At 64.0% G+C, this 21265-nt stretch carries 20 protein-coding genes, 1 tRNA gene and 1 pseudogene; 9 read left to right on the forward strand and 13 right to left on the reverse strand.

The window, feature by feature from the left end:
* Window positions 1-14: 14 nt before the first annotated feature.
* On the reverse strand, window positions 15-506 hold the full coding sequence (locus tag ACV1FX_RS40555) for a hypothetical protein (protein ID WP_473123081.1): 492 nt from the start codon (window positions 504-506) through the stop codon (window positions 15-17).
* Between the two features lie 288 nt (window positions 507-794).
* On the opposite strand from ACV1FX_RS40555, the gene ACV1FX_RS40560 reads away from it, so the two are divergent.
* On the forward strand, window positions 795-1850 hold the full coding sequence (locus ACV1FX_RS40560; RefSeq protein ID WP_473123082.1) for a helix-turn-helix domain-containing protein: 1056 nt from the start codon (window positions 795-797) through the stop codon (window positions 1848-1850).
* A gap of 7 nt (window positions 1851-1857) precedes the next feature.
* Here the strand turns inward: ACV1FX_RS40560 and ACV1FX_RS40565 are convergent, their stop codons facing one another.
* The 7 genes from ACV1FX_RS40565 to ACV1FX_RS40595 all read right to left on the reverse strand — a co-directional run bounded on the left by ACV1FX_RS40565 (window position 1858) and on the right by ACV1FX_RS40595 (window position 10508).
* Complete coding sequence (locus tag ACV1FX_RS40565; RefSeq protein ID WP_473123083.1) at window positions 1858-3117, reverse strand: MFS transporter; 1260 nt, start codon at window positions 3115-3117, stop codon at window positions 1858-1860.
* A 75-nt stretch (window positions 3118-3192) separates the two neighbouring features.
* The gene (locus tag ACV1FX_RS40570; protein WP_473123084.1) at window positions 3193-4161 is read right to left on the reverse strand and encodes an ABC transporter ATP-binding protein; all 969 of its coding nucleotides are present in this window, start codon (window positions 4159-4161) and stop codon (window positions 3193-3195) included.
* Entirely contained in the window at window positions 4158-5153 is a 996-nt protein-coding gene (locus ACV1FX_RS40575; protein ID WP_473123085.1) for an ABC transporter ATP-binding protein, read from the reverse strand. The genes ACV1FX_RS40570 and ACV1FX_RS40575 overlap by 4 nt, the downstream gene beginning before the upstream one ends.
* Complete coding sequence (locus ACV1FX_RS40580) at window positions 5153-6082, reverse strand: ABC transporter permease (RefSeq protein WP_473123086.1); 930 nt, start codon at window positions 6080-6082, stop codon at window positions 5153-5155. The genes ACV1FX_RS40575 and ACV1FX_RS40580 overlap by 1 nt, the downstream gene beginning before the upstream one ends.
* Window positions 6048-7007, reverse strand: coding sequence for an ABC transporter permease (locus ACV1FX_RS40585; protein WP_473123087.1), 960 nt, complete (start codon window positions 7005-7007; stop codon window positions 6048-6050). The genes ACV1FX_RS40580 and ACV1FX_RS40585 overlap by 35 nt, the downstream gene beginning before the upstream one ends.
* 28 nt (window positions 7008-7035) lie before the next feature.
* Entirely contained in the window at window positions 7036-8829 is a 1794-nt protein-coding gene (locus ACV1FX_RS40590; RefSeq protein WP_473123088.1) for a peptide ABC transporter substrate-binding protein, read from the reverse strand.
* Window positions 8830-9089: 260 nt separating this feature from the next.
* Window positions 9090-10508: a M20 family metallopeptidase gene (locus tag ACV1FX_RS40595; protein ID WP_473123089.1), complete on the reverse strand. Its 1419-nt coding sequence runs from the start codon at window positions 10506-10508 to the stop codon at window positions 9090-9092.
* Window positions 10509-10772: 264 nt separating this feature from the next.
* On the opposite strand from ACV1FX_RS40595, the gene ACV1FX_RS40600 reads away from it, so the two are divergent.
* The 3 genes from ACV1FX_RS40600 (at window position 10773) to ACV1FX_RS40610 (ending at window position 13135) form a co-directional block, all read left to right on the forward strand.
* Complete coding sequence (locus ACV1FX_RS40600; RefSeq protein WP_473123090.1) at window positions 10773-11744, forward strand: S1C family serine protease; 972 nt, start codon at window positions 10773-10775, stop codon at window positions 11742-11744.
* 37 nt (window positions 11745-11781) lie between these two features.
* Window positions 11782-12852, forward strand: a complete 1071-nt coding sequence (locus tag ACV1FX_RS40605; RefSeq protein WP_473123091.1) for a carboxylesterase family protein — start codon at window positions 11782-11784, stop codon at window positions 12850-12852.
* Between the two features lie 82 nt (window positions 12853-12934).
* Window positions 12935-13135, forward strand: coding sequence for a hypothetical protein (locus ACV1FX_RS40610; RefSeq protein ID WP_027522122.1), 201 nt, complete (start codon window positions 12935-12937; stop codon window positions 13133-13135).
* 73 nt (window positions 13136-13208) lie between these two features.
* On the opposite strand, the gene ACV1FX_RS40615 is transcribed toward ACV1FX_RS40610, so the two are convergent.
* The 3 genes and pseudogenes from ACV1FX_RS40615 to ACV1FX_RS40625 all read right to left on the reverse strand — a co-directional run bounded on the left by ACV1FX_RS40615 (window position 13209) and on the right by ACV1FX_RS40625 (window position 14903).
* Window positions 13209-13871, reverse strand: coding sequence for a DsbA family protein (locus tag ACV1FX_RS40615; RefSeq protein WP_473123092.1), 663 nt, complete (start codon window positions 13869-13871; stop codon window positions 13209-13211).
* A 135-nt stretch (window positions 13872-14006) separates the two neighbouring features.
* Window positions 14007-14474 (reverse strand): PaaI family thioesterase, encoded by a 468-nt coding sequence (locus tag ACV1FX_RS40620; RefSeq protein WP_473123093.1) that lies wholly within the window; start codon window positions 14472-14474, stop codon window positions 14007-14009.
* Between the two features lie 2 nt (window positions 14475-14476).
* A pseudogene (locus tag ACV1FX_RS40625) lies at window positions 14477-14903 on the reverse strand (acyl-CoA thioesterase).
* 95 nt (window positions 14904-14998) lie between these two features.
* On the opposite strand from ACV1FX_RS40625, the gene ACV1FX_RS40630 reads away from it, so the two are divergent.
* On the forward strand, window positions 14999-15553 hold the full coding sequence (locus tag ACV1FX_RS40630) for a TetR/AcrR family transcriptional regulator (protein WP_473123094.1): 555 nt from the start codon (window positions 14999-15001) through the stop codon (window positions 15551-15553).
* Between the two features lie 44 nt (window positions 15554-15597).
* On the opposite strand, the gene ACV1FX_RS40635 is transcribed toward ACV1FX_RS40630, so the two are convergent.
* The gene (locus ACV1FX_RS40635; RefSeq protein ID WP_473123095.1) at window positions 15598-16089 is read right to left on the reverse strand and encodes a hypothetical protein; all 492 of its coding nucleotides are present in this window, start codon (window positions 16087-16089) and stop codon (window positions 15598-15600) included.
* A 202-nt stretch (window positions 16090-16291) separates the two neighbouring features.
* Between ACV1FX_RS40635 and ACV1FX_RS40640 the strand changes: the two genes are divergently transcribed.
* The gene (locus ACV1FX_RS40640; RefSeq protein WP_473123096.1) at window positions 16292-16561 is read left to right on the forward strand and encodes a PsiF family protein; all 270 of its coding nucleotides are present in this window, start codon (window positions 16292-16294) and stop codon (window positions 16559-16561) included.
* A gap of 89 nt (window positions 16562-16650) precedes the next feature.
* Entirely contained in the window at window positions 16651-17736 is a 1086-nt protein-coding gene (locus tag ACV1FX_RS40645; protein WP_473123097.1) for an AbrB family transcriptional regulator, read from the forward strand.
* An 87-nt stretch (window positions 17737-17823) separates the two neighbouring features.
* On the opposite strand, the gene ACV1FX_RS40650 is transcribed toward ACV1FX_RS40645, so the two are convergent.
* A complete protein-coding gene (locus tag ACV1FX_RS40650) occupies window positions 17824-18375 on the reverse strand; it encodes a disulfide bond formation protein B (protein WP_473123098.1) in 552 nt (183 codons plus the stop codon).
* Between the two features lie 154 nt (window positions 18376-18529).
* Between ACV1FX_RS40650 and ACV1FX_RS40655 the strand changes: the two genes are divergently transcribed.
* Both ACV1FX_RS40655 and ACV1FX_RS40660 read left to right on the forward strand, forming a co-directional pair.
* A tRNA-Leu gene (locus ACV1FX_RS40655) sits at window positions 18530-18614 on the forward strand.
* Window positions 18615-18826: 212 nt separating this feature from the next.
* On the forward strand, window positions 18827-20197 hold the full coding sequence (locus ACV1FX_RS40660) for a tyrosine-type recombinase/integrase (RefSeq protein ID WP_473123099.1): 1371 nt from the start codon (window positions 18827-18829) through the stop codon (window positions 20195-20197).
* The last annotated feature ends 1068 nt before the right edge of the window (window positions 20198-21265 follow it).

Raw genomic sequence — 21265 nt, forward strand, 5'->3', positions numbered from 1 at the left:
AGTCGTCGGCAGCGTCAGATGTGTATAAGAGACAGGCCCTGGGCAAGGCCGTTAGCCAAGGTAAGATTACTGATACTGACGTTCTGCGTCTGGGCCACGATGGAGCCGGCCACTGCCGCGCTGGTCTTTGTCGCAGTGTCCACGCCGACAAAAAAGATCCGCTGGGTGCCGCCGCCATCGATGGTGTAACCATTGCCGTTGATCGAGAGCGAATTGAAGATCGGCGACAGTGGGCCGGACAGCATCACATTGGTCTCAATGTTGATCGTGACCGCAGCCGACTGGGCATTGGCGTAGGCGAGCGCGTAGCTCAGCGTTCCGGCTGCACCCGTCGCACCACTCGAAGACGTACCGGGGTCGCTTGCAATCGTGACGGTGCAGGTATTGCCGGCACATTGGGCCTGCGCGACGCTTGCAACTGTCACATTGGCAATTGCAAGCCCGATGGCTGCGATCGAGAAAGCCCGCACGCGCGTCAGGCCATTCGACGTTATTCCCACCCGCATTCCAACCTCACTCCGCACCGGGCATGGGCGCCGGTTTTGCGGCCTGCACTTGGCATTGCCGCGCAAAAGCCGACCATAATCGCGCGCCTGCGGTGCCAATGTGCCCAGAGTCTCAGTCACAGATTCGAGAAACGACTGATGCAATTGCACCACAGTTTGGACGCAAGCGTTGCCGCACGGTTGCCCGCCATTGTCCGAATGACTAAATCAGCGCGTCGATATCGGCGCGCTCTTCGTCCGTGCCGTGGGTGTGATCGGGGAATGGACGGAGCAGCCTTGAACGTGAACATGCTGACGGACACCCCTGGGCGCGGGGCATGTGCGCTCGCACAATTGCGCGCGATGACAACCGACATCTGCGACGTCATTCCGCTCACCGCGGATGACGATTTCCATGTCACCAGCCTCACGATGATGACCCGCAATGCATTGCTGGTCGATACGCGTTCCACCGATCTGGAATACGACCGGACGCCCGCGCACGTTGCTCGCGGCGCGATGGACCACTTCCAGATCACGCTCTGTGTCGAAGGCGAGATGCAGTTCAGCTCGGGCTCGCGCGAGGTGAGGTTGGGGCCGGGCGACATCTGCCTGCTCGACATGGCGCAGCCGAACCGGACGGTGTTTCGCGGCGGCAGCGACCGCACACACCTGATCGCAATCATCCTGCAACGTGCCATGCTGGCGCCGCGGCTCGCACATCCGGATTCCGCGACGGCCACCTTGCTGTCGTCAAACCACCCACATGCGCGCCTGCTCGCCAACCATTTTGCGGCGCTTGCACTGCCGCCCGACCCTGAGGGCGGCAGCGCCGAGGCCACGATCGAGGCAATCGCCGACATCATGGCCGCGGCTGCGGGCGGCGCAGCCGACGTTGCGGCCGGCGTCGACCGCGCCGAGCGGCACCTTTACCTTGCGATGATCAAGCGGCGCATCGCAGACAAGCTCGAAACCGACGAGCTCACGGCGGGTGAGCTCTGCCGCCACTTCCAGATCTCGCGTGCGAGCCTGTATCGGTTGTTCGAGGCCGACGGCGGGCTTGCCCACTATGTGAGAGAGCAGCGGCTGAATCTCGCTTTGAAGATCCTGATCTCTCCGGCCGCGCAGGACCGGCGCCTGATCGACCTCGCCGTCGACTTGCGGTTCAGCAGCGACTCGACCTTCATCCGGGCGTTTCGCCGCAAGTTCGGCCTGACGCCGGGCGAGCTGAGAGAGCTGTCGGATGCCTGGCTTCGCGAGTCCGGAACGGTCCCGGCGGTCGACACGGTGCTGCATCAACTGGCCCGCCGCCGCAGCACCATAGCCGCCCGACACGGCGCCGCGGCAGCGTTCCGGGGACGGTGAGCGCGCATCAAGCGAGCTCGACGCCTCTTCGCTCGGGGATCAGTGCGAGCAGCGCCACCACGTCGAGCAAGTAGAGCAGCGCGAGCCCGGCGATCGCGATCGGGAAGCCGTAGGCCGCGCTGACGAGGCCGACCACCAGCGGCCCGAAGCCGGCGACCGCACGACCGACATTGAAGAACACGTTCTGCGCGGTCGCGCGCGCCGCGGTCGGATAGAGCTCGCTCATCAGCGCGCCGTAGCCGCCCAGCATGCCGTTGACGAAGAAGCCCATGACGGCGCCGCCGATCAACAGCGCGGTCGCGGCCGTCAGCTGCGAATAGACCACCACCATGATGGCCGCGCCCAGCATGTAGGTCAGGAACGCGGGACGGCGGCCGAAGCGATCGGCGGCGTGGCCGAACAGGAAGATGCCGAGCGCCATGCCGGCGATAGTGACTGATGTCCAGACCGCCGATTGCGTCAGGCCATAGCCGAACCGCGTCGAGAGATAGTTCGGCAGCCAGATCATGATGCCGTAGTAGCCGAAATTCTGCACCGAGCAGAGGATGATCAACCCAAGGCTGATCCTGGTCGTCTCGCGATCCGCCACGAGCGCACGAAGCGAGGAGGCTGCATCCGCCGGCTTCGCCTTGTGCGCGATGAAGACATCCGGCTCATGCAGCCTGCGCCGGATCAAATAGGCGACCAGCGCCGGAAACACGCCGAGTGCGAACATCCCGCGCCAGCCGATGAGGGGCAGCAGAATCGGCGTCACCAGCGCCGCAATGAGCACACCGAACTGCCAGCCGAGACCGACATAGGATGTGGCCCGCGCTCGTTTCTTCGCGGGCCATGCCTCCGCCACCAGCGCCATGCCGATCCCGAACTCACCACCGAGACCGATGCCGGCGACGGCCCGATAGGTCAGGAGGTCCCAATAGCCCTGCGCGAGTGCGCAGAGGCCAGTGAAGATCGCGAACAGGACGATGCTCCACGTCAGGACGCGGACCCGGCCAAGCCGGTCCGATAGCATGCCGAAGACGAAGCCGCCGAGAACCGCGCCGACCAGCGTTCCCGTCACCAGCGAGGCCGCCTGGGGCTGAGTGAGATGGAGGTCCTTCGAAATCGCGCTCAGCATGAAGCCGAGGATCAGGAGGTCGAACCCGTCCATGGCGTAGCCCAGCGCCGAGCCCCACAGCGCCCGGCGCGCCATGGTGTCGACATCCCCTGCACCCGATGCGGGTGTTGCTTCGGCTCCAGCGAGACTGACATCCTGTAGCTGGCTCATGGCTCCCCGCCCGCCGAAACGATTCCTTGGAACGACTCCTTGGGATCGCGTCCCCCGTTACGTCCCTACCCTACCTCAGACCAGATGACACGCCACGGCATGCCCGCCCGCCCCTTCCTTCAGCTCCGGCGCACTCTCAGAGCAGCGTGGCTGGGCAATCGGGCAGCGGGTGTGGAAGTGGCAGCCCTTTGGCGGATTCATCGGGCTCGGCACGTCGCCCTTCAGTCGAATACGGTTGCGCTTGAGCTTCGGATCGGGCACCGGCACGGCGGACAGCAGCGCCTGCGTATAGGGATGCTGTGGGTTGCGGTAGAGATCGCTCGCCTTCGCGATCTCGACGATGCGGCCGAGATACATCACGGCGACGCGGTCGGAGATGTGCTCGACGACCGAGAGGTCGTGCGCGACGAAGAGATAGGTGAGGTTCAGCTCGGCCTGGAGATCCTCCAAGAGATTGATCACCTGCGCCTGGATCGAGACGTCGAGCGCGGAGACCGGCTCGTCGCAGACGATCAGCTTCGGCTCGACCGCAAGCGCGCGCGCGATCACGATGCGCTGGCGCTGGCCGCCCGAGAATTCGTGCGGATAGCGCCGCATGTGCTCGGCCTTGAGCCCAACCTTCACCAGGAGCCCTGCAACGCGCTCCTCGCGTTCCTTGGCCGATGACGCAAGGTTATGGATGGTGAAGGCCTCGCCGAGGATCGCGCCGACGGTCATGCGCGGGTTGAGCGAGGCAAACGGATCCTGGAACACGAGCTGCATGTTCCGCCGCATCGCGCGCAGGTCGTTGCCGCCGAGCTTGCGCACGTCCTGGCCGTCGAAGGTGACTTCGCCGTCGGTCGGCTCGATCAGGCGCAGCACGCAGCGCCCGGTCGTGGACTTGCCGCAGCCGGATTCACCGACCAGACCGAGCGTCTCGCCGCGATTGACCGAGAACGACACGCCGTCGACCGCGTAGACGCTGGCGACCTGACGCGACAGCAGGCCGCCGAGTACCGGAAAATGCTTCTTGAGCCCGGAGACGCGCAGCAAGGGTTCGCTCATGACGCGTCTCCCGGATTCGTATCTCCCAGATGACAGGCCATGCGGTGGCCGGGCGCAATTTCGCGCAAGCGCGGCTCCTTCTCGGTGCAGATGCTCATGGCGTGGCGGCAGCGCGGCGCAAAGCGGCAGCCGACCGGCGGGTTGATCAGGATCGGCACCGAGCCGCCGATCGCCTCCAGGCGCGTCTTGTGCTCGCTGGCGAGATCGATGCGCGGGATCGAGCGGATCAGGCCTTGCGTATAGGGATGACGGGGATCGCCGAACAGGTCGTCGACGAGCGCCTCCTCGACTACCTTGCCGGCATACATCACGACCACGCGCTGCGCGGTCTCGGCGACGACGCCCATGGCATGGGTGATCAGCATCACCGCCATGCCGAAGCGCTCCTTCATATCCTGCAAGAGGTCGAGGATCTGCGCCTGGATGGTGACGTCGAGCGCGGTGGTGGGTTCATCGGCGATGACGAGCTTGGGCTTGCAGGCGAGCGCCATCGCGATCATCACGCGCTGGCGCATGCCGCCGGAGAACTGGTGCGGATAATGGTGCACGCGGCCTTCGGCATTCGGGATCTGCACCAGCTTCAGCATCTCGATGGTCCGCTCGAGCGCCTGCTTCCTGGTTACCGCCTCGTGGCGGCGCAGGCTCTCGGCGATCTGCTCGCCCACCGTCAGAACCGGATTGAGGGAGGTCATCGGCTCCTGGAAGATGAAGCCGATCTCCTTGGCTCTGATTTCGTCAAGCTGCTGGCTCGTCAGCGGCACGAGATCGCGGCCCTCGAAGATGATCTGGCCGGCCGCGATGCGGCCGGGCGGCATCGCGATCAGCTTCAGGATCGACATCGCGGTCACGGTCTTGCCGCAGCCGGATTCGCCGACGACACAGAGTGTCTCGCCCTTATTGATGGAGATGTCGACGCCGTCGACGGCTTGCAGGATGCCGTCGTCGGTCGAAAAGTGGGTCTTCAGACCTTTGATTTCGAGCAGCGGCATCATCAGATCACCCGTCGCGCATCGAGCGCGTCACGCAGGCCGTCGCCGATGAAGTTGATCGCCACTACGGCAATGAAGATCGCACCGCCCGGAAACAGCGCCCAATGCGGGCCGATGTCGAGAAAATCCTTGGCGTCGTAGAGCAGCCGTCCCCAGGTTGGCGTATCCGGCGGAAAGCCGAGACCGAGGAAGGACAGCGTCGATTCCGCGATGATCGCCGCAGCGACGTCGATGGTACCGGCGATGATCACGGGCCCCACGGCATTGGGCAGGATGTGCCGCACCACCTGGCGCACCGGGCTTGCGCCGAGCGCGCGCGCCGCCTCGACGAACTCCTTCTCGCGGATCGACAGGAACTGGGCGCGCACCAGACGCGCGACCGGCATCCAGCGCAGGCCGCCGATGACGAGCACGATCAGGATGAAGATGCCGCCTTCGGGACCGAACATCGCCTTCAGCCCGTCGCGGAAGAGATAGATGAGCAGCAGCAGGAGCGGCAATTGCGGCAACGACAGGAAGAGGTCGGTGAGCCACATCAAACCGTGTCCGAGTGCGCCGCGCGATATGCCGGCGAGCGCGCCGATCAGCGTGCCGACGAATACCGAGACCAGCATCGCAGCAAGCCCCACCGCTAGCGAAATGCGGCCGCCATAGATCATGCGCGCCAGCAGATCCTGGCCGAGATCGTCGGTGCCGAAGGGATGCGCGAGCGAGGGTCCCTGCATGCCCGCCACGATGTCGATGTCGTTGATCTTGACCCGCCACAGGAAGGGGCCGACCAGCACCGCCAGGATCAGGAGCAGCAGCAGGAACGCGCTGAGCACGGCGAGCCGATGGCGGCGAAAGCGCCGCCATGTTTCGCGCCACGGCGAATAGACCGCCCGCTCGGCGGCCTTCTCAGCGGAGGGAGATGCGAGGGTCAAGCCAGCCATACAGGACGTCCGCGATGAGATTGAAGAGCACGACGAGGCACGCGAATACGAAGGTGACGGCCATCACAACCGGCGTGTCGTTGGCGAGAATGGAAGAGATCAGCAGCGAGCCGATACCGGGGATGCGGAAGATCTGCTCGGTGACGATGGCACCGCCGAACACCGCCGGCATCTGCAACGCAATCAGCGTGACGACCGGGATCATCGCGTTGCGCATGACGTGCTTGACGATCACCTTGGCCTGGCCAAGACCCTTGGCACGCGCGGTGGTGACGTAGTCGAGCCTGATGACATCGAGCATCGCCGAGCGCACAAAGCGCGTCATGGACGCGGCCTGGAACAGGCCGAGCACCGCCACCGGCATGATCGCCTGCCGGATCATCTCGAGCACCCAGTGAATGCCGGTCCCCTTGACGTCGGTGGTGTAGACCAGGGGCAGCCAGTCCAGCGTGACCGAGAAGATCAGGATGAACAGGATGCCGGTGAAGAAGGTCGGCAGCGAGAAGCCGATGAAGGCAAAGGTGTTGGCGATCTGGTCGAACAGCGAATAGGGCTTGGTCGCCGCAAAGACGCCGACCGGTATGGCGATCAGGAGCGCCAGGATCTGCGCCGAGCCGATCACGTAAAGCGTCGCCGGCAGGCGCTGGAGGATGAGCTGATCGACGTTCATCCGGCTGACGAAGGAGAAGCCCCAGTCCCCATGCGCCATGGCCGAGATCCAGTGCAGGTAGCGAAGATAGATCGGATCATCGAGGCCGAACTTCGCCCGAAGCGCGGCAGCGACTTCGGGCGGCACGTTCGGATTGGTCGCCAGCTCCGAGAACGGATCGCCCGGAGCGAGCGCCAGCACGACGAACAGCACCACCGAAATGCCGAGCAGGCTCGGAATGGCGATCAGGATGCGACGCAGGACATACTGACTCATTGGGAAAGATCCCGTCTACGTCCCGCGATCATGCCTCCCGGTACCAGTCGAACAGGTTGTCGGTCTCGTTGGCCCAGCCGCTGATGATACACACAAGGTTATTGGCGGCGGCTTCCACCTTGAGGCGATGCTGCACCGGGATGAAGACAGTATCACCGATCAGGATGTCATTGGCCTTGATGTAGTGCGCGGCGCGCTTGATGGGGTCCATCTCGCCTTCCGCCGCTTCGATCGCTGCATCATACTCCTTGTTGACGTAGCGCGGGAAGTTCTGCCCCTGCCACTTGTTCTCCTTGGTCGCCACGTTTGCCGAAAGATAACGACGCATGTGCTGCGCCGGATCCGGCTGGCTCATCGGGATCTGGAACATTTCCATGTCGGCGTAGAACTTCGGATAGATGTCGGGATTGCCGACATCGGAGGAGAAGAACACCGAGGCAACCACCGACTTCAGCTCGACCTCGATGCCGGCCTTCTGGCAGGCCTGCTTGACGATGGCCTGGGTCTTCTGGCGAGGGCCGTTGATCGAGGTCTGGTAGAGAAGCTTCAGCTTCTTGCCGTCCTTCTCACGGATGCCGTCCGCGCCGGGTTTCCAGCCGGCGTCATCCAGCATCTTCGACGCCTTTTCGATGCTGAATTCCCAGGTGTTGTTCTTGGAGACGAACTTTTCGGGGCCGTTGAGGAAGTTCGCGGTAGTGCGGCCGGCGCGGCCGTAGATCACCTTCTTGACCGCTTCGCGATCGACCAGCAGCGAGAGCGCCTTGCGCACAGCGGGATCTGAGAACAACGGGTGCTTGGTCTTCATCGAGGAGCGCTCGCCATCGACCTCGGTGTTGGGGTCGGTGAAGTTCAGCGCAATGAACTCGGTGTCGCCGCCCACGGCGTAGACGGCCTTGCCCTTGCCGCCCTTCTCCAGACGGAGAAGCACGTCGTCTTCCACCTGGATGTTGTAGCCGAAATCATATTCGCCGGTCTGGATCACCGCGCGCGCCGCCGAGACGGCATCGCCACCGCCCTTCATCTCGAGCGTGTCGAAATAGGGACGGTTCGGCATGTGATAGTCGGGATTGAGCTCGCCGCGTACGAGATCACCGGGCTTGAACTCGATGAACTTGTAGGGACCGGTGCCGACCGGCGAGAGGTTGTTCGGCGCTTCGCGAGATTTGGCGCCCTTGTAGTCATTGAACAGATGCTTGGGAATGATTTGTCCTGTGGCGGCGCCCACGAACGCATCGGCCCAGAACGGGGTTGGCTTGTTGAAGAGGATGCGGACCGTGAGGTCGTCCACCTTCTCGACCGTGATGTCGCGATAGGTCGCAATGCTCAGCGCCGATGTCGCGGGATCTTTGGCATATTCCCAGTTGAACACGACGTCGTCGGCGGTGAAGGGCTTGCCGTCATGCCATTTGACGCCGGGCTTGAGCTTCCAGGTCACCGACTTGCCGTCGGCGGCGAGCCCGCCGTTCTGGATCGAGGGTATTTCGGCGGCGAGCACCAGCTTCATGTTGCCGTCGGGATCCCAGCAGGCGAGCGGCTCATAGAACAGGCGCGAGCCGTCCTGGTCCTTGGTGCCGGTGGCGAAATGCGGGTTGAGCAGGGTCGGGCCCTGCCACCACAGCAGCTTCAGCGCGCCGCCGCCACCACGCTTGGTGGGCTTGTAGGTCGAGGGACCTTCGGCCATCGCGACGCCGCCGAGCGCAAGGATCTGGTTGGCCAGCGGAGCGGTCAGGCCGACCGCGGCCACGCGCTTGATGAAGGCGCGGCGATCCATCCGGCCGTCCGCCACCTTGTCGACCATCGCACGCAGTTTCTTGTCCAGCATGGTTGTCCCCCGTCTGGTTCCGGTATGGATGCAGGCGGCCGCAAGGGCGGCCGCCTAGTTAGCTGGCGGTAAATGGCACACCGAATGGGGGGCGCGTCAACTGCGACCGTGTGTATGCAAACGGTCTTCTGGCTGTGTCTTGGGCAAAACCCTGTTCCGCCGCTCAACCGTTCGGCAATTCGGCAGCAAAACGCCCGGTAATCAACGTTGCACTGCGGAAAATTTGTTCGGCAGATCAGACGAAGTATCGAGACGGAATTCTACGCCACGGACATATCGAGCGGTGGCGCGACATGGTCCGGCAGCGGGCAGACATAAGGCGTCTTCGTCGTCCGCTTCGTCAGGTCGGCCTTCGCGGCCTTGATCAGCTCCGGCTCTGTCAGCGCCTTGATGCCGAGACCTGCCATCGCCTTGGCGGCCTGCACCATCGCCTTGTGGGCGTGCGGGCTCTTGCCCTGCGCCACCACCTGCCAGGTGTGGAACGGCGTGCCGATTGCAACCGTCGGTGCATGGACCTGCACGGTCGGCACCACCCAGCTCACATCACCCACGTCGGTCGAGCCGATCAGCGGATTGCGCTTGGCATCGAGCGGCACCAGGAAGTCGGCGAGCGGCCGCTCCGTCGGCTCCATGCCGATCGCGTAATAGACCGAGGAGATGTCCTTGTCGCTCAGTGTGGCGCGAATCTGGCCGGCGAAATTCTTGTCGGCATCGTCGAAATGCGGCGGCCCGAGCTCTTCCATGACCCGGTGCAGCGCCTGCTCCAGCGGCGCGTTGGGCAGGATGTTGGAGACGGCGGAAATGATCTTCATCTCCACCTTGGTCTCGGTCATCAGGGCCGCGCCCTGCGCGATCTTGCTCACGCGCTCGACGAGTTCGTTCATGCCAGGCAGATCGCGGGCGCGGATGGAATAGCGCACGCGGGCATGGGCTTGCACCACGTTCGGTGCGATGCCGCCGGTGTCGAGCAGCGCGTAGTGCACGCGTGCGTCGCTCGGCATATGCTCGCGCATGTAGTTGACGCCGACATTCATCAATTCGACCGCGTCGAGCGCGGAGCGACCGAGATGGGGCGAAGCCGCCGCATGCGAGGTACGGCCGGTGAAGATGAAATCGGCGCGCGTGTTGGCGAGCGATGGCGTCACCGCGACTTCCCAGAAGCTGTGCGGGTGCCAGGTGATGGCGATGTCGGCATCCTCGAAAGCGCCGGAGCGCACCATGAAGGCCTTGGCGGCGCCGCCTTCTTCGGCAGGACAGCCATAATAGCGCACACGGCCGGGCACCTTGTGCTCGGCGAGCCAGTCCTTCACCGCGGTCGCGGCGAGCAGCGCTGCCGAACCGAGCAGATTGTGGCCGCAACCATGGCCATGGCCTCCGGTCTCGACCGGACGGTGCTCCGCGACGCCCGCCTCCTGGCTGAGGCCCGGAAGCGCGTCATATTCACCAAGGAAGGCGATCACCGGACCGCCCTCGCCCCACTCGCCCATCAGCGCGGTCGGAATGCCTGCGACATTCTCGGTGATGCGAAAACCCTGATGACGCAGCTCGGCGAGATGCTCGGCGGCGGAGCGCGCCTCGGTGTAGCACACCTCCGGCATTCCCCAGACCTTGTCGCTCAAGTCGATGAAACGCGCCTTGATCGTATCAATGCCACGCCAGATGTCGCTGCGGTTGTCCATGCTTCGGTCCGTGATCCCTTGGTCAAACGAAGCGCCAATGGTTAGCAGCTTCGCTTCAGCCCGCCTAGCACCGGCCGGGACACCTGCCATGCGACCGAAGCGGCACGCGAGTTGTGACACCAATTTCATCAATTCGCGTTGGCCAATCGTTCCAACGGCCTTTCAAGACGGCCCTTCGAGGCATAGATTGATGATGCGTCGCGCCTTGCTCGTTGCTGCAAATGCTGGAACGCCAGGCCAAGAGACCAGCAAGGAGAGGACTCCATGCCCGCTCTGACTGAATGGAGAGTGCCCCCGGCACATCAGCCGCATGCCGGCGACTATGGATTCGATCTCGACCGCGTGCTCTCCTCCGTTGTCGGCCTGCATTCCATCATCCCGTCGGACGCCTTCAGTGCCGAGACGCTTGGCACCGAGCGCGCCGGCAACGGCGTCGTGATCGATGACGGACTGGTGCTGACCATCGGCTACCTCATTACCGAGGCGGAAGCGGTATGGCTGCATCTCGGCGACGGACGCGTGATAGAAGGCCATGTGCTGGGTTTCGACCAGGCCACGGGCTTCGGCCTGGTGCAGGCGCTCGGCAAGCTCGACCTCGCGCCTGTTCCGCTCGGTTCGTCGGCCGCGACTGGGATCGGCGACCGCGTCGTGGTCGGCGGTGCCGGCGGTCGCACGCGATCGGTCGCAAGCCAGATCGTGGCCAAGCAGGAATTCGCCGGCTACTGGGAATATCTTCTGGACGAGGCGATCTTTACCTACCCCGCCCACCCGAACTGGGGCGGGACGGGGCTGTTCAACGACCGCGGCGAACTGATTGGGATCGGCTCACTGCAGCTCGAGCGCGAGCGCGATGGCAAGGCCGAGCACGTCAACATGATCGTGCCGATCGACCTGCTCTCGCCGGTCTTGGACGATTTGCGTAAGTTCGGCCGCGTCAACAAGCCGCCACGGCCATGGCTCGGGCTGTTTTCGACCGAGATCGATCGCCGCGTGGTGATCATCGGTATCTCGTCGAACGGACCGGCGGAGCGCGCCGAGCTCAAGACCGGCGACGTCATCCTGGCCGTCGACGGCGAGAAGGTGACGAGCCAGACGGGCTTCTATCGCAAGCTTTGGGGGCTCGGCACGGCGGGCGTCGATGTGCCCCTGACGGTGCACCACGAAGGCGTCACCTTCGACGTGACGGTGACCTCGACCGACCGCATGAAGCTGTTGAAGGCACCAAGGCTGCACTGATTGGCGCTGCGCCGATGCAGGACGGGAACGCAAGCCGATGAGCGAGGCCGTGGTCGACGACATCGTGGCCGTGCTGCCGCCACTGCTCGACGCGCTGGAGGCGCTCGGCTTCGTCGCGCGGCACCTGCACCCGCCGGCGTTCAACTCCGTCATGTCTGCGATCGGAACGCCGGACAAAGCTCTCGAGGCCGCGCGCTCACGACTTTCCGAATGGCCAGACACTTTTGCCGACATGCGGAGCTCGCTTGATCGCGCGTGCGAGGAAACGCTCGCCGCGTTCGTTGGCTTGCGGACCGTTCAAGCCGGCAATGGCGATCTCGTCGCCGTCTTCCGCGCGCTGCGGCATGTGCCGCGTGCGCAGGAAGCGCTCTATCCACTCGCGCGAAAATTTCCGCCGCTGAGCAGTTTCTTTCTCGGCGCCGCAGGACACAACGATGAGGATCTGCTGACCCGGCTGGCCGTGGCTCCCACCGGGCAGACCGGCATCTTCCATCGCGACAACGAACCCGGCAGCCGCGGCGGCTATTCGCTGTACGTACCGGAATATTACACGCCCGAGCGATCCTGGCCGCTGGTGATGGCGCTGCATGGCGGCAGCGGCAATGGTCGCGGCTTCCTGTGGAGCTGGCTGCGCGACGCGCGCAGCGCAGGTGCGATCCTTGTGGCGCCGACCGCGACGGGGCCAACCTGGGCACTGATGGGCGACGACGCCGACACGCCGAATCTTGCGCGCATCCTCGAAACCGTCCGCAGCCTCTGGAACGTAGACCCGTCGCGAATGCTGCTGACCGGGATGAGCGACGGCGGTACGTTCTGCTATGTCAGCGGGCTCGAGGCCGCCTCGCCTTTCACGCATCTTGCGCCCGTCTCGGCAACATTCCATCCGCTGATGGCGGAGATGGCGGACGGCGCCCGCCTGCAAGGGTTGCCGGTCTTCATCACCCATGGCCGGCTCGACTGGATGTTTCCCGTGCAGGTCGCGCGGCAGACCCAGGCGGCGCTGTCGGCGGCGGGCGCCGACGTTACCTATCGCGAGATCGACGATCTCAGTCATTGCTACCCGCGCGAGATCAATGCGGAGCTGTTGCACTGGCTGAATGGGGAGTGAACGGGTCGTCCTTATCCTCGCCGCACTGACCGGGAACTCTTGTCCGGCACTGAACGTTATTGCCGGTCACCGGAGGTTCGCTATGAGAGTTTTGTTCGGAATGATCCTGGGCGCGCTGCTGCTTGGCATCGGCGTCTACATTCACGATTCGATGCAGACGTCTGCCAACAGCGAGGTTGCTGCGACCAGTCGCACGATCGTCAACTGGGACGTTGCGAAAGCCGACTGGGATGCGCTGGTGGACCGCGCACACAAGGACTGGGTGAGAATTTCGTCGAAGTAACGGCTTGCGCTCAGCAAGCCATCGACAAGGCGCCGTCGCCATCCGCGACGGCGCCTTTGTCTTGCCGCCGCGCTTAGTTGCTCTTCTCTGCCTTCGCCTTGCGCGCGTCCGCGATCACCTGCTCGAACTCGGCCATGGTGAGCACGCCGGGCACGCGGAATTTGCCGACGATGAAGGACGGCGTGCCGCGGAAGCCGAAGGCCTCGGCCTGATCGTTGTTGCGTTTCAGGATGGCGTCGATGTCCTTGGCGCGGCCGATAAGATCGCGCTTCAGGCGATCCATGTCGACGCCCGCGCCGGCAAGCAGCTCGGCGATGCGCGGCTCGGTCAGGCGCGAGTTCACGCCCATCATCGCATCATGCGCCTGGTCGTACTTGTCCTGGAATTTGGCCGCCAGCGCCATCCGCGCCGCAGTTACCGAGACCGGTCCGAGAATTGGCCAGTCCTTGAGCACCAGCCGGACCTTGCCGTCGTCCTGGACGATCTGGCGCAGTTCAGGCTCGACGCGGCGGCAATAGGGACATTGATAGTCGGACCATTCGACGATGGTGATGTCACCGTCGCGGTTGCCGATCACGGGCACGTCGGGATCGCGCAGCACGGCGGCCTCGGTCAGGATGGTATCATCATCGGCCGTCGCGGCGCGGGCAACCCGGAGGCCGCCTGCGAGCGCCGCGCCGGCTCCGACCAGCATCAGCGCCGCGCGCCGCGTCCACTTCTCTTCAAGTCCGATCATAAACCCGTTCCAATTCGGCCGTTCGGTGCTTCTACGGTCTGAGGCGCAGAAACGTTACGCACCAGCATATAGAGTGCCCCCGCCGGTAATGACAGCCGAAAAAGTAGTATGCGGGCCATCCCGCCGGCTTTTGGCTCAGGCGGAAGAGCCGGCCTGCGCCGCGTCGCGGCGGACCAGCGCCATCATCGTCGCGGTCATGGTCGCAACCAACGTCGTCGTACCGTCCTGTCGCGCGAAGGCCTTGGCCTCGCAGAACGTCAGCGTGCGGCCCGGCTTGACCACCTCGGCCCTGAAGACAAAGCCCTCGCCTCGCGCCGGCGCGACCAGGTTCGTCTTGAACTCGACGGTAAGGATGTCGACCCCAGTCGGCATCAGCGTGAAGGCGGCAACGCCGCAGGCATTGTCGAGGCCCGCGGTGATGATACCGGCATGCACAAAGCCGTTCTGCTGGGTGAATCCGGCGGCGTAGTCCATCGCCAGTTCCGCCTCGCCCGGCGCAAGGCGCGCGAGCGAGATGCCGAGCGTGTGCATCGCCGGCTGACCGTCGAACAGCCGGGCAACGGCCGCGCGAAAATCCGGATTCTTCGGCTCGAAGCTGGCCATCGTCACGCCATGACCGGCTCAGCGAGCTGCTGCATCGCGATCTTGCGGATCGCAGCTTCGAATGGCGTCGACTTGCGCGCCGCCCGGTTCATGTGCACGCCCGGTGATCTCGCAAAGTGCGGCGGTCTCGCCGGTCTCGGCGTTGCGCATCTCATGGCGAAAGCGGATCGTTTTCTCGCGGACCTCGAGGAGGACGCTGCGGATCTCGATGATATCGCCGGCAAGCAGCTCGCGCTTGTAGGTGATGTTCTGCTGCACCGCGGCCATGCCGCGGCCGGAGGCGCGAAGATAGCTCGGCGTCAACCCGAGGCGCGCGAACAGATTCCAGTTCGCCTCGTCGAACTTGCCGACATACCACATGATGTTCATGTGACCGACATGGTCGCATTGCCACGGATAGACCGTACCGCGATAGGTCGCCTCCTGCATCGCCGCTTCCCATTTGATTTTGATACGGTAGCGTATCAAGCCTAAGGCGGGTTAGCAATACGGCACCGTATCAAACCTCGGTGAGAGGCGAATTCATGAGTGATGCCAAGGGCGATGTCTGGGTCGAGGCGGCCTTCGCGGAGCTTGCCCGCACCGGGGTCGAGGGGGTGCGGGTCGAGGTGCTCGCGAAAAATCTCGGAGTCACCAAGGGCGGCTTCTACCGCCGCTTCGCCGACCGCGCCGCGCTGCTTGGCGCGATGCTGGAACGCTGGCGCGAGGGGCGCACTGAAGCGATCGCCCAGCAGACGAGTCTCGACGGACAAGGCCCGCGGGAGCGGCTGAAGGCGGTGATCCAGCTTTATTCCGAACGCATGAACCCTGCCGCCATGGCGATCGAGCTCGCGATCCGGCAATGGGCGAGAGCCGACGAGACTGCGGCATCAGCGGTAGCCAGTGTCGACGCAGCGCGTCTCAAACATGTCGCAGAGCTCTACCGTGCGACGGGCCTTCCCGCCGATGAGGCCGATGCGCAGGCCTTCCTGTTCTACTGCTTCGTGTTCGGCCAGAGTCTGCTCTTCGTCGAGCGCGGCCCGCGCAAGCGAGCGCAGATGATTGCCAAGTCGGCAGAGAAGCTGCTCGCTAACGACTGAGGGGCCAGAGCGAGAGCCCGGCCCCTCATTTTACCTTTCAACGCTTAGGCTGCGCCCTTCAGGCGCTTGGTGCATTCGCTGTAATAGCCGCCGCCCTTCTGGATCCACTTCAGGCCGCCATTGGCGTTGGTTGCCTTGTTGGCGTTGTACTGGTCGACGCACGTGTGCATGCGGGCCTTGCCGGCGGTCTCCTTGCTGTATTTCGGATCGACCGCGTTCGGGAAGGTCGCGGGGCCGGTTGCAACCGGCGCTGGCGCGGGAGTAGCGGGCGGAGCAGCTTCCTTCTTCGCCTGCTTGGGCTCGGCCGGGGCCGCCGGTGCGGCGGCAGCGGGAGCTGCGGCAGGGGTCGCATCGGCGCCGCACTGCGCCTTCCGGAAATCATTCCATTTCATGCCGCCGAGCGTGCCGTCCTTCTTGGCCGCCTGATACTTGGCGCTGCATTCCTGCGTCGTCAGCGCGTTCGCCGGCGCGGTTGCGAGCAACGCCGCAACGCTCGACGTCGCAATCGCGCAGAAAAATTTTGCCTGAATGGTCATCCTTCGTCTCCTCCTTCGATCTGCCCCGGGGGAAGCAAATTGGGATCACTATCCTAGCGTGTTGGCGCTATCCGACAAGGAAGTGATGACTTTCGTGGCCAAAATTTAGTGATCGCAGTGCGCGGTCCATTCATGTGGCGTTCAGCAATGCGGGCCGACGTTCTCCGCCCTCGTTCAATTCGCAACCACAAGAGTGCACCACATGACCCTCGCCTCGCGCATCGCCGTCATCGCCTTCGCCTCCCTGTTCGCCACCGGCACCGCCTTCGCTCAGACCGCGGCGCCCGCCGCCAAGAGCGATACTCCCGCCGCCACGACCGACAAGAAGGCACCGAAGCAGCACTCGGCCGAATCGCTCGAATGCTCAAAGCAGGCGGATGCCAAGGGCCTGCACGGCAAGGAGCGCAAGAAATTCCGCTCCGAGTGCATGAAGGAAGCGAAGGCCGGCACCGCGGCCCCCGCCGCGAAGTAATTCCGTCACATTCGCCCCTCGAAGGCGCGCGCATTGCGGCATGACATGGCCGCAATTGTGCGCGCCTTTCCGATTTGCCATAAGGCGGTGTGAAGCAAATCACCGCCTCCCTGCCCGTTGAGCCGCCGTCCCGCGCCAAGATCAGAAGCGCGGTCGAGACGCTGGTCATCGGCACAGTCGGCGGGCTCGTGTTCCTGTTCGCCAATCTGCCGGGCGGACTGATCTCCGGCGCCATGATCTCGGTCGGGATCGCCGCGATCGCCGGCCGCCCGCTCGCGGTGCCGCCGATCCTGACCCAGACGGTGCTTGTGCTGCTCGGCATCTCGCTGGGGTCCGTCGTCTCGCGCCATCTGATCCAGCAGGTCAGCGCCTATCCGCTGACGATCGGACTGCTCGCGCTTGCGACCTTCTGCTCGACCTTCGGCTCGAGCTATTACCTGCAACGCATCCATGGCTGGGACCGCACCTCGGCTTTTCTCGCCGGAAGCCCCGGCGCGCTGTCGCAGATTACGATTCTGGCGGTCGAGCGCGGCGCCGATCTGCCGGGGATCGCGGTGGTGCAGACCATGCGCGTGATCATCCTCACCGCGGCGCTGCCGATGGTGCTGGCGATTGCAGGCGTCGCACCCTCCGCGGCGCCGTCGCTGACGACCACCATCGCCTCGCCGTTCGAGCTCCTGATCCTCGTCGTCGCCTCGCTCGCGCTATCGCTGCTGCTACGGCTCGCGAAATTCCCCGCGAGCTGGATGTTCGGCGCGATGATCGCCTCCAGCGTGCTGCATGGAGCGGGATGGGTCGAAGGCGGACTGCCGAACTGGGTACGCGGCGCGGCGCTGGTCGGCATCGGCGCGCTGATCGGCAGCCGGTTTGCGCGGATGAAGATCAAGACCCTCGCCGGCCACATCAACGCGGCGCTCGGTTCGTTCGCGATCGCGATCGCGATCTCCGGCATCTTCATCGCGATGGTCGTGCTGACGACCCATGTGAAGTTTTCCGACGTCATGGTCGCGTTCGCGCCTGGCGCGATGGACGCGATGCTGGCGCTGGCGCTGACCCTGCACATCGACCCGATCTTCGTCGGCGCGCATCACCTCTCGCGCTTCGTGTTCGTGACGATCGCGACACCCGGCATCGTGCACCTGTTCGGGCGCACGCAGGACGATGTGGACGATTGAGGGCTTCTTAGGGTGGGCAACCCACCACCCACTGGCGCGATCGTTGATCAATGGTGGGCACAGCGCGCAAGCGCGCCGTTGCCCACCCTACGGCAGTTGCCCCCGTTTCGCCGTCGCCACAAATCCCCATGCCGCGATCGTCGCCATCGCGAGCGAGATCAGCACGTTGTAGCCGGCGAGCGAGAGGCCGAGGAAGCGCCATTGCACCTCGTCGCAGCGGATCACCTTCACCGTATCGAGCCGCGACAACAGATCGGAAGCCGAACCGAGATTGACGACGGGACCAGTGCAATCGGTCGGGCCCTTCCAAAACCCCCATTCGACGCCGGCGTGATAGGTGCCGAGGCCGGCATTGGCCAGCATCGCCGCCGCAAGCAAGGCGAGCCCGGCGAGCAGCAGCGGCCGCGGCACGCCGCCTTTCGCGGCAAGCGCCGTCAGCGCGCCGAGCGGGATCGCCAGGTAGTAGGCGTAGCGCTGCTCCAGGCACAGCGGGCACGGCAGGATCTCCAGCACGAGCTGGAAGAACCAGGCACCCGCGATGGTCGCGGCCGCAATCAGGGTAACGGCTGTGGAAGCCGTCAGCGCGGGACTCGCGGCAGCCGGGTTGAACGCTGGTATTGCAGCACTTTTCGACGTCACGGCAGCCTCTGGGCGCATAGGATCGGCCTAGCCTCTAGCCTCCGTCGAAGCCCCTGTCGAGAACGGGCAACATCACTTTGGCGCGGGTTGACCCCGCCTTTTCCATGGCTATAGTCCGCCGGCTTCGCGACGCCCGGCCACGGGCCGACCGAGGGCCCCTGTGGCGGAACTGGTAGACGCGCTCGACTCAAAATCGAGTTCCGCAAGGAGTGCTGGTTCGATTCCGGCCAGGGGCACCAACTAGGCTGTTCAAGCCAGTTCTAAAGCGTCCGCAACCGTCCGCGCAGTGCTCGGAAACCCTTGAAAAACAGGCATTTCCGCGTACATCGGTGTTCGTCACCGTTTGTTCTCATCCGATCCCAGCCGCCCGATTTGTTGGTATTTTTGTTGGTATCGGGAGAACAAACGTTCACGGTGACTTTCGCTATTTCCGAACGAAGGGAATGAGCAGATGGCCGGCAAGAACGATGGCACGAGCGCCACCCCGAAACAGATCAAGACCGACGTCGACTGTCGAGCCGCCCGACCCAAATTCGACAAAGGCGCGTGGAGTCCCGCCAAGATTTCCGACGCGACCGGTGGTGGTCTCTATCTCTTCGTCACGCCGGACGAGAACAATCCCGGCAACGCTGCCTCCAAGCTCTGGCGAATGGGCTACCGCTTCCATGGTCGGCAGAAAACGTACTCCATCGGCCCTTACGGCAACGGCAAGGGCGCCACGTTCTCACTCGCCGACGCGCGTCGCGAACGTGACAAAGCCAAAGACCTGCTCAAGGAAGGCAAAGACCCAAGCACCGAAAAGCAGCTCGACAAGCATAGGCAGTCGGCCGCCCGGTCCTTCGGGCAATGGGCCGACGAGTGGCTCGCGAAGAAGAAGGTGGAGAAAGTCAAACGCGGCAGGATTGTCGCGGTGCGCGACCCCAAGACGATCGAGGTGCTCGAGCTGCGCGTCGGCTACGTCAAGGCTCGCTTCGGCAAGTTGTGTAGGCAAGACATCAAGCGTCCAGACGTGCTCGCTTTCATGCGTTCATACGAAGTCGAGGGAAAGTTGGAAACGCGCGACCGCGTGCGCAGCATCGGTGAGCAAATCTGCGACTATGCCGATGTGGAAGGCGACGGCCACAATCCATTCCGCAACCTGAAGGGACAGATGATTGCCAACATTTCGACGCCGCGTCCCGGCGTCACCGAACCACGTGACGTGACGCGCGTCTTCAAGCTCATCAGTGCACCATGGACGAGAGCGAGATTTGGCGACGTTGTCGGCCTTGCCTTGCGCTTCGATGCGCTGACCATTCCCCGCCCCGGCATGGTCAATGAAATGGAGTGGAGCGAGGTCGATTGGGATGCCGAACGCTGGATTATTCCAGCTACCAAGATGAAGACCGGTTGGGACCATGTCGTGCCTTTGTCACGGCAGGCACGCGCAATCCTGCGAAGCGTTCAGAAGCTGACAGGACATCGCCGGTACGCGTTTTCCTGCTCGAAGGACGCGCCGCTATCGAACAACACGCTCAACAAGCGCCTGCGGCAGCTTGGCATTGACACCAAGACTGATCATTGTGCCCACGGATTCCGGACCACCTTCTCGACCCTGTCTCACCACGAAGAGATCAAGGACGCCAAGGCATGGGATGGCGATGTGGTCGAGCTGCAGCTCGCGCATCTCGATAATTCGACTGTGGAAGGTCTCTACAAGAAGCACGGACCTCTCGCGCTGATCGGCTCGCGCACGAAGCTGATGCAGCATTGGGCTGATCGGATCGACCACTGGCTCAATCCCAAGAAGGTGATGCCGATCAAGGGAGGCGCGCAGGCTTGAGTCATCTATCATCAGGCTGGCTAATGTTGCCCAATTCAATCCGTGGCAAGCTCATGTGATAGTCGTCGATGCTTGTGCATCATCGTATGCAAAGGCCCCGTGGAAACTCTGCACGCGTCTACCGAAGCGGAGATCGCCCCGAGAGAATTCCGAATAAGCCGTTGATTAAGAGACAGCCCCGGGTTGAGAACAATCAATGACTTGCTGGTCGCACTGGGCTTCTCCGGCCGAAAATAGGCATTCGTCGCACGAACATCCCGTTAGGCGAGCCTTGTCCGGCGAGGGATATAGAGCTGGGTGATCTGCCGGTCGGCGGGAACGATAACCAGGTAACCCACCGTCATCTCCATGGCCGGCGCGTCGCCCCAGCTGTCACTGCGGAACTTGCGGTCGAGCGTCGCCGAATAGACGCTGCCGTCGCTTTCACGCAGGTCCTGCAGGATTCCATCCAGCTCCCTGGCAAAGCCGAGGCGGCTGGGACTGTTTTCTGCCAGCCGATGTTTGCCACCGGGGCTTCCGCACAGGATCTCTCGGCGTGCACGTCAACCTTTCCCGTGGCCTGCTGCAGGGAGTACTACGTCAAGCATGGACCGTTCGGGACCCTGACCGGGTCCGCCCGGCGCGCGCGGGGCTCCGACGTGAGGGCCCGCGTCGACACGCTGGCGCGGCAGAAGGCGCGCTAGCACTGCGTTCACAGGGCAACCGGACGGCAGTCGTTCCCGCTTGTCCGATTCAAACCCGGGAGCTTCCGCTCCCCGGCGGTCTTCCCTTTTAGCTCATGCCCACCTTCCCATTGGAGCATCCCATGAAAGTCTTCCCCGCTGCCGCTGTTGCGGCTTCCGTCGGTCTGCGACCACGCCGAGACGTCTGGGCGCTCGCGATATCGCGCCCCTTCGTGTTGCCTTCCGCTCAGTTGACAGCGTCGGCTCTCGGGAAAACATTCTTTCGCGGGCGAGTAGGCCGGCGGAATCTCACCACCGGCCTCTCTCAGATCCCAGCGTGAGGGTCTCCCCTCACTGGGCTCCCATCAAGCCAACGAGCCGCGTAGTCCGAGTTTCCAGTGTGCGA

The sequence above is a fragment of the Bradyrhizobium ingae genome (genome assembly GCF_055791185.1).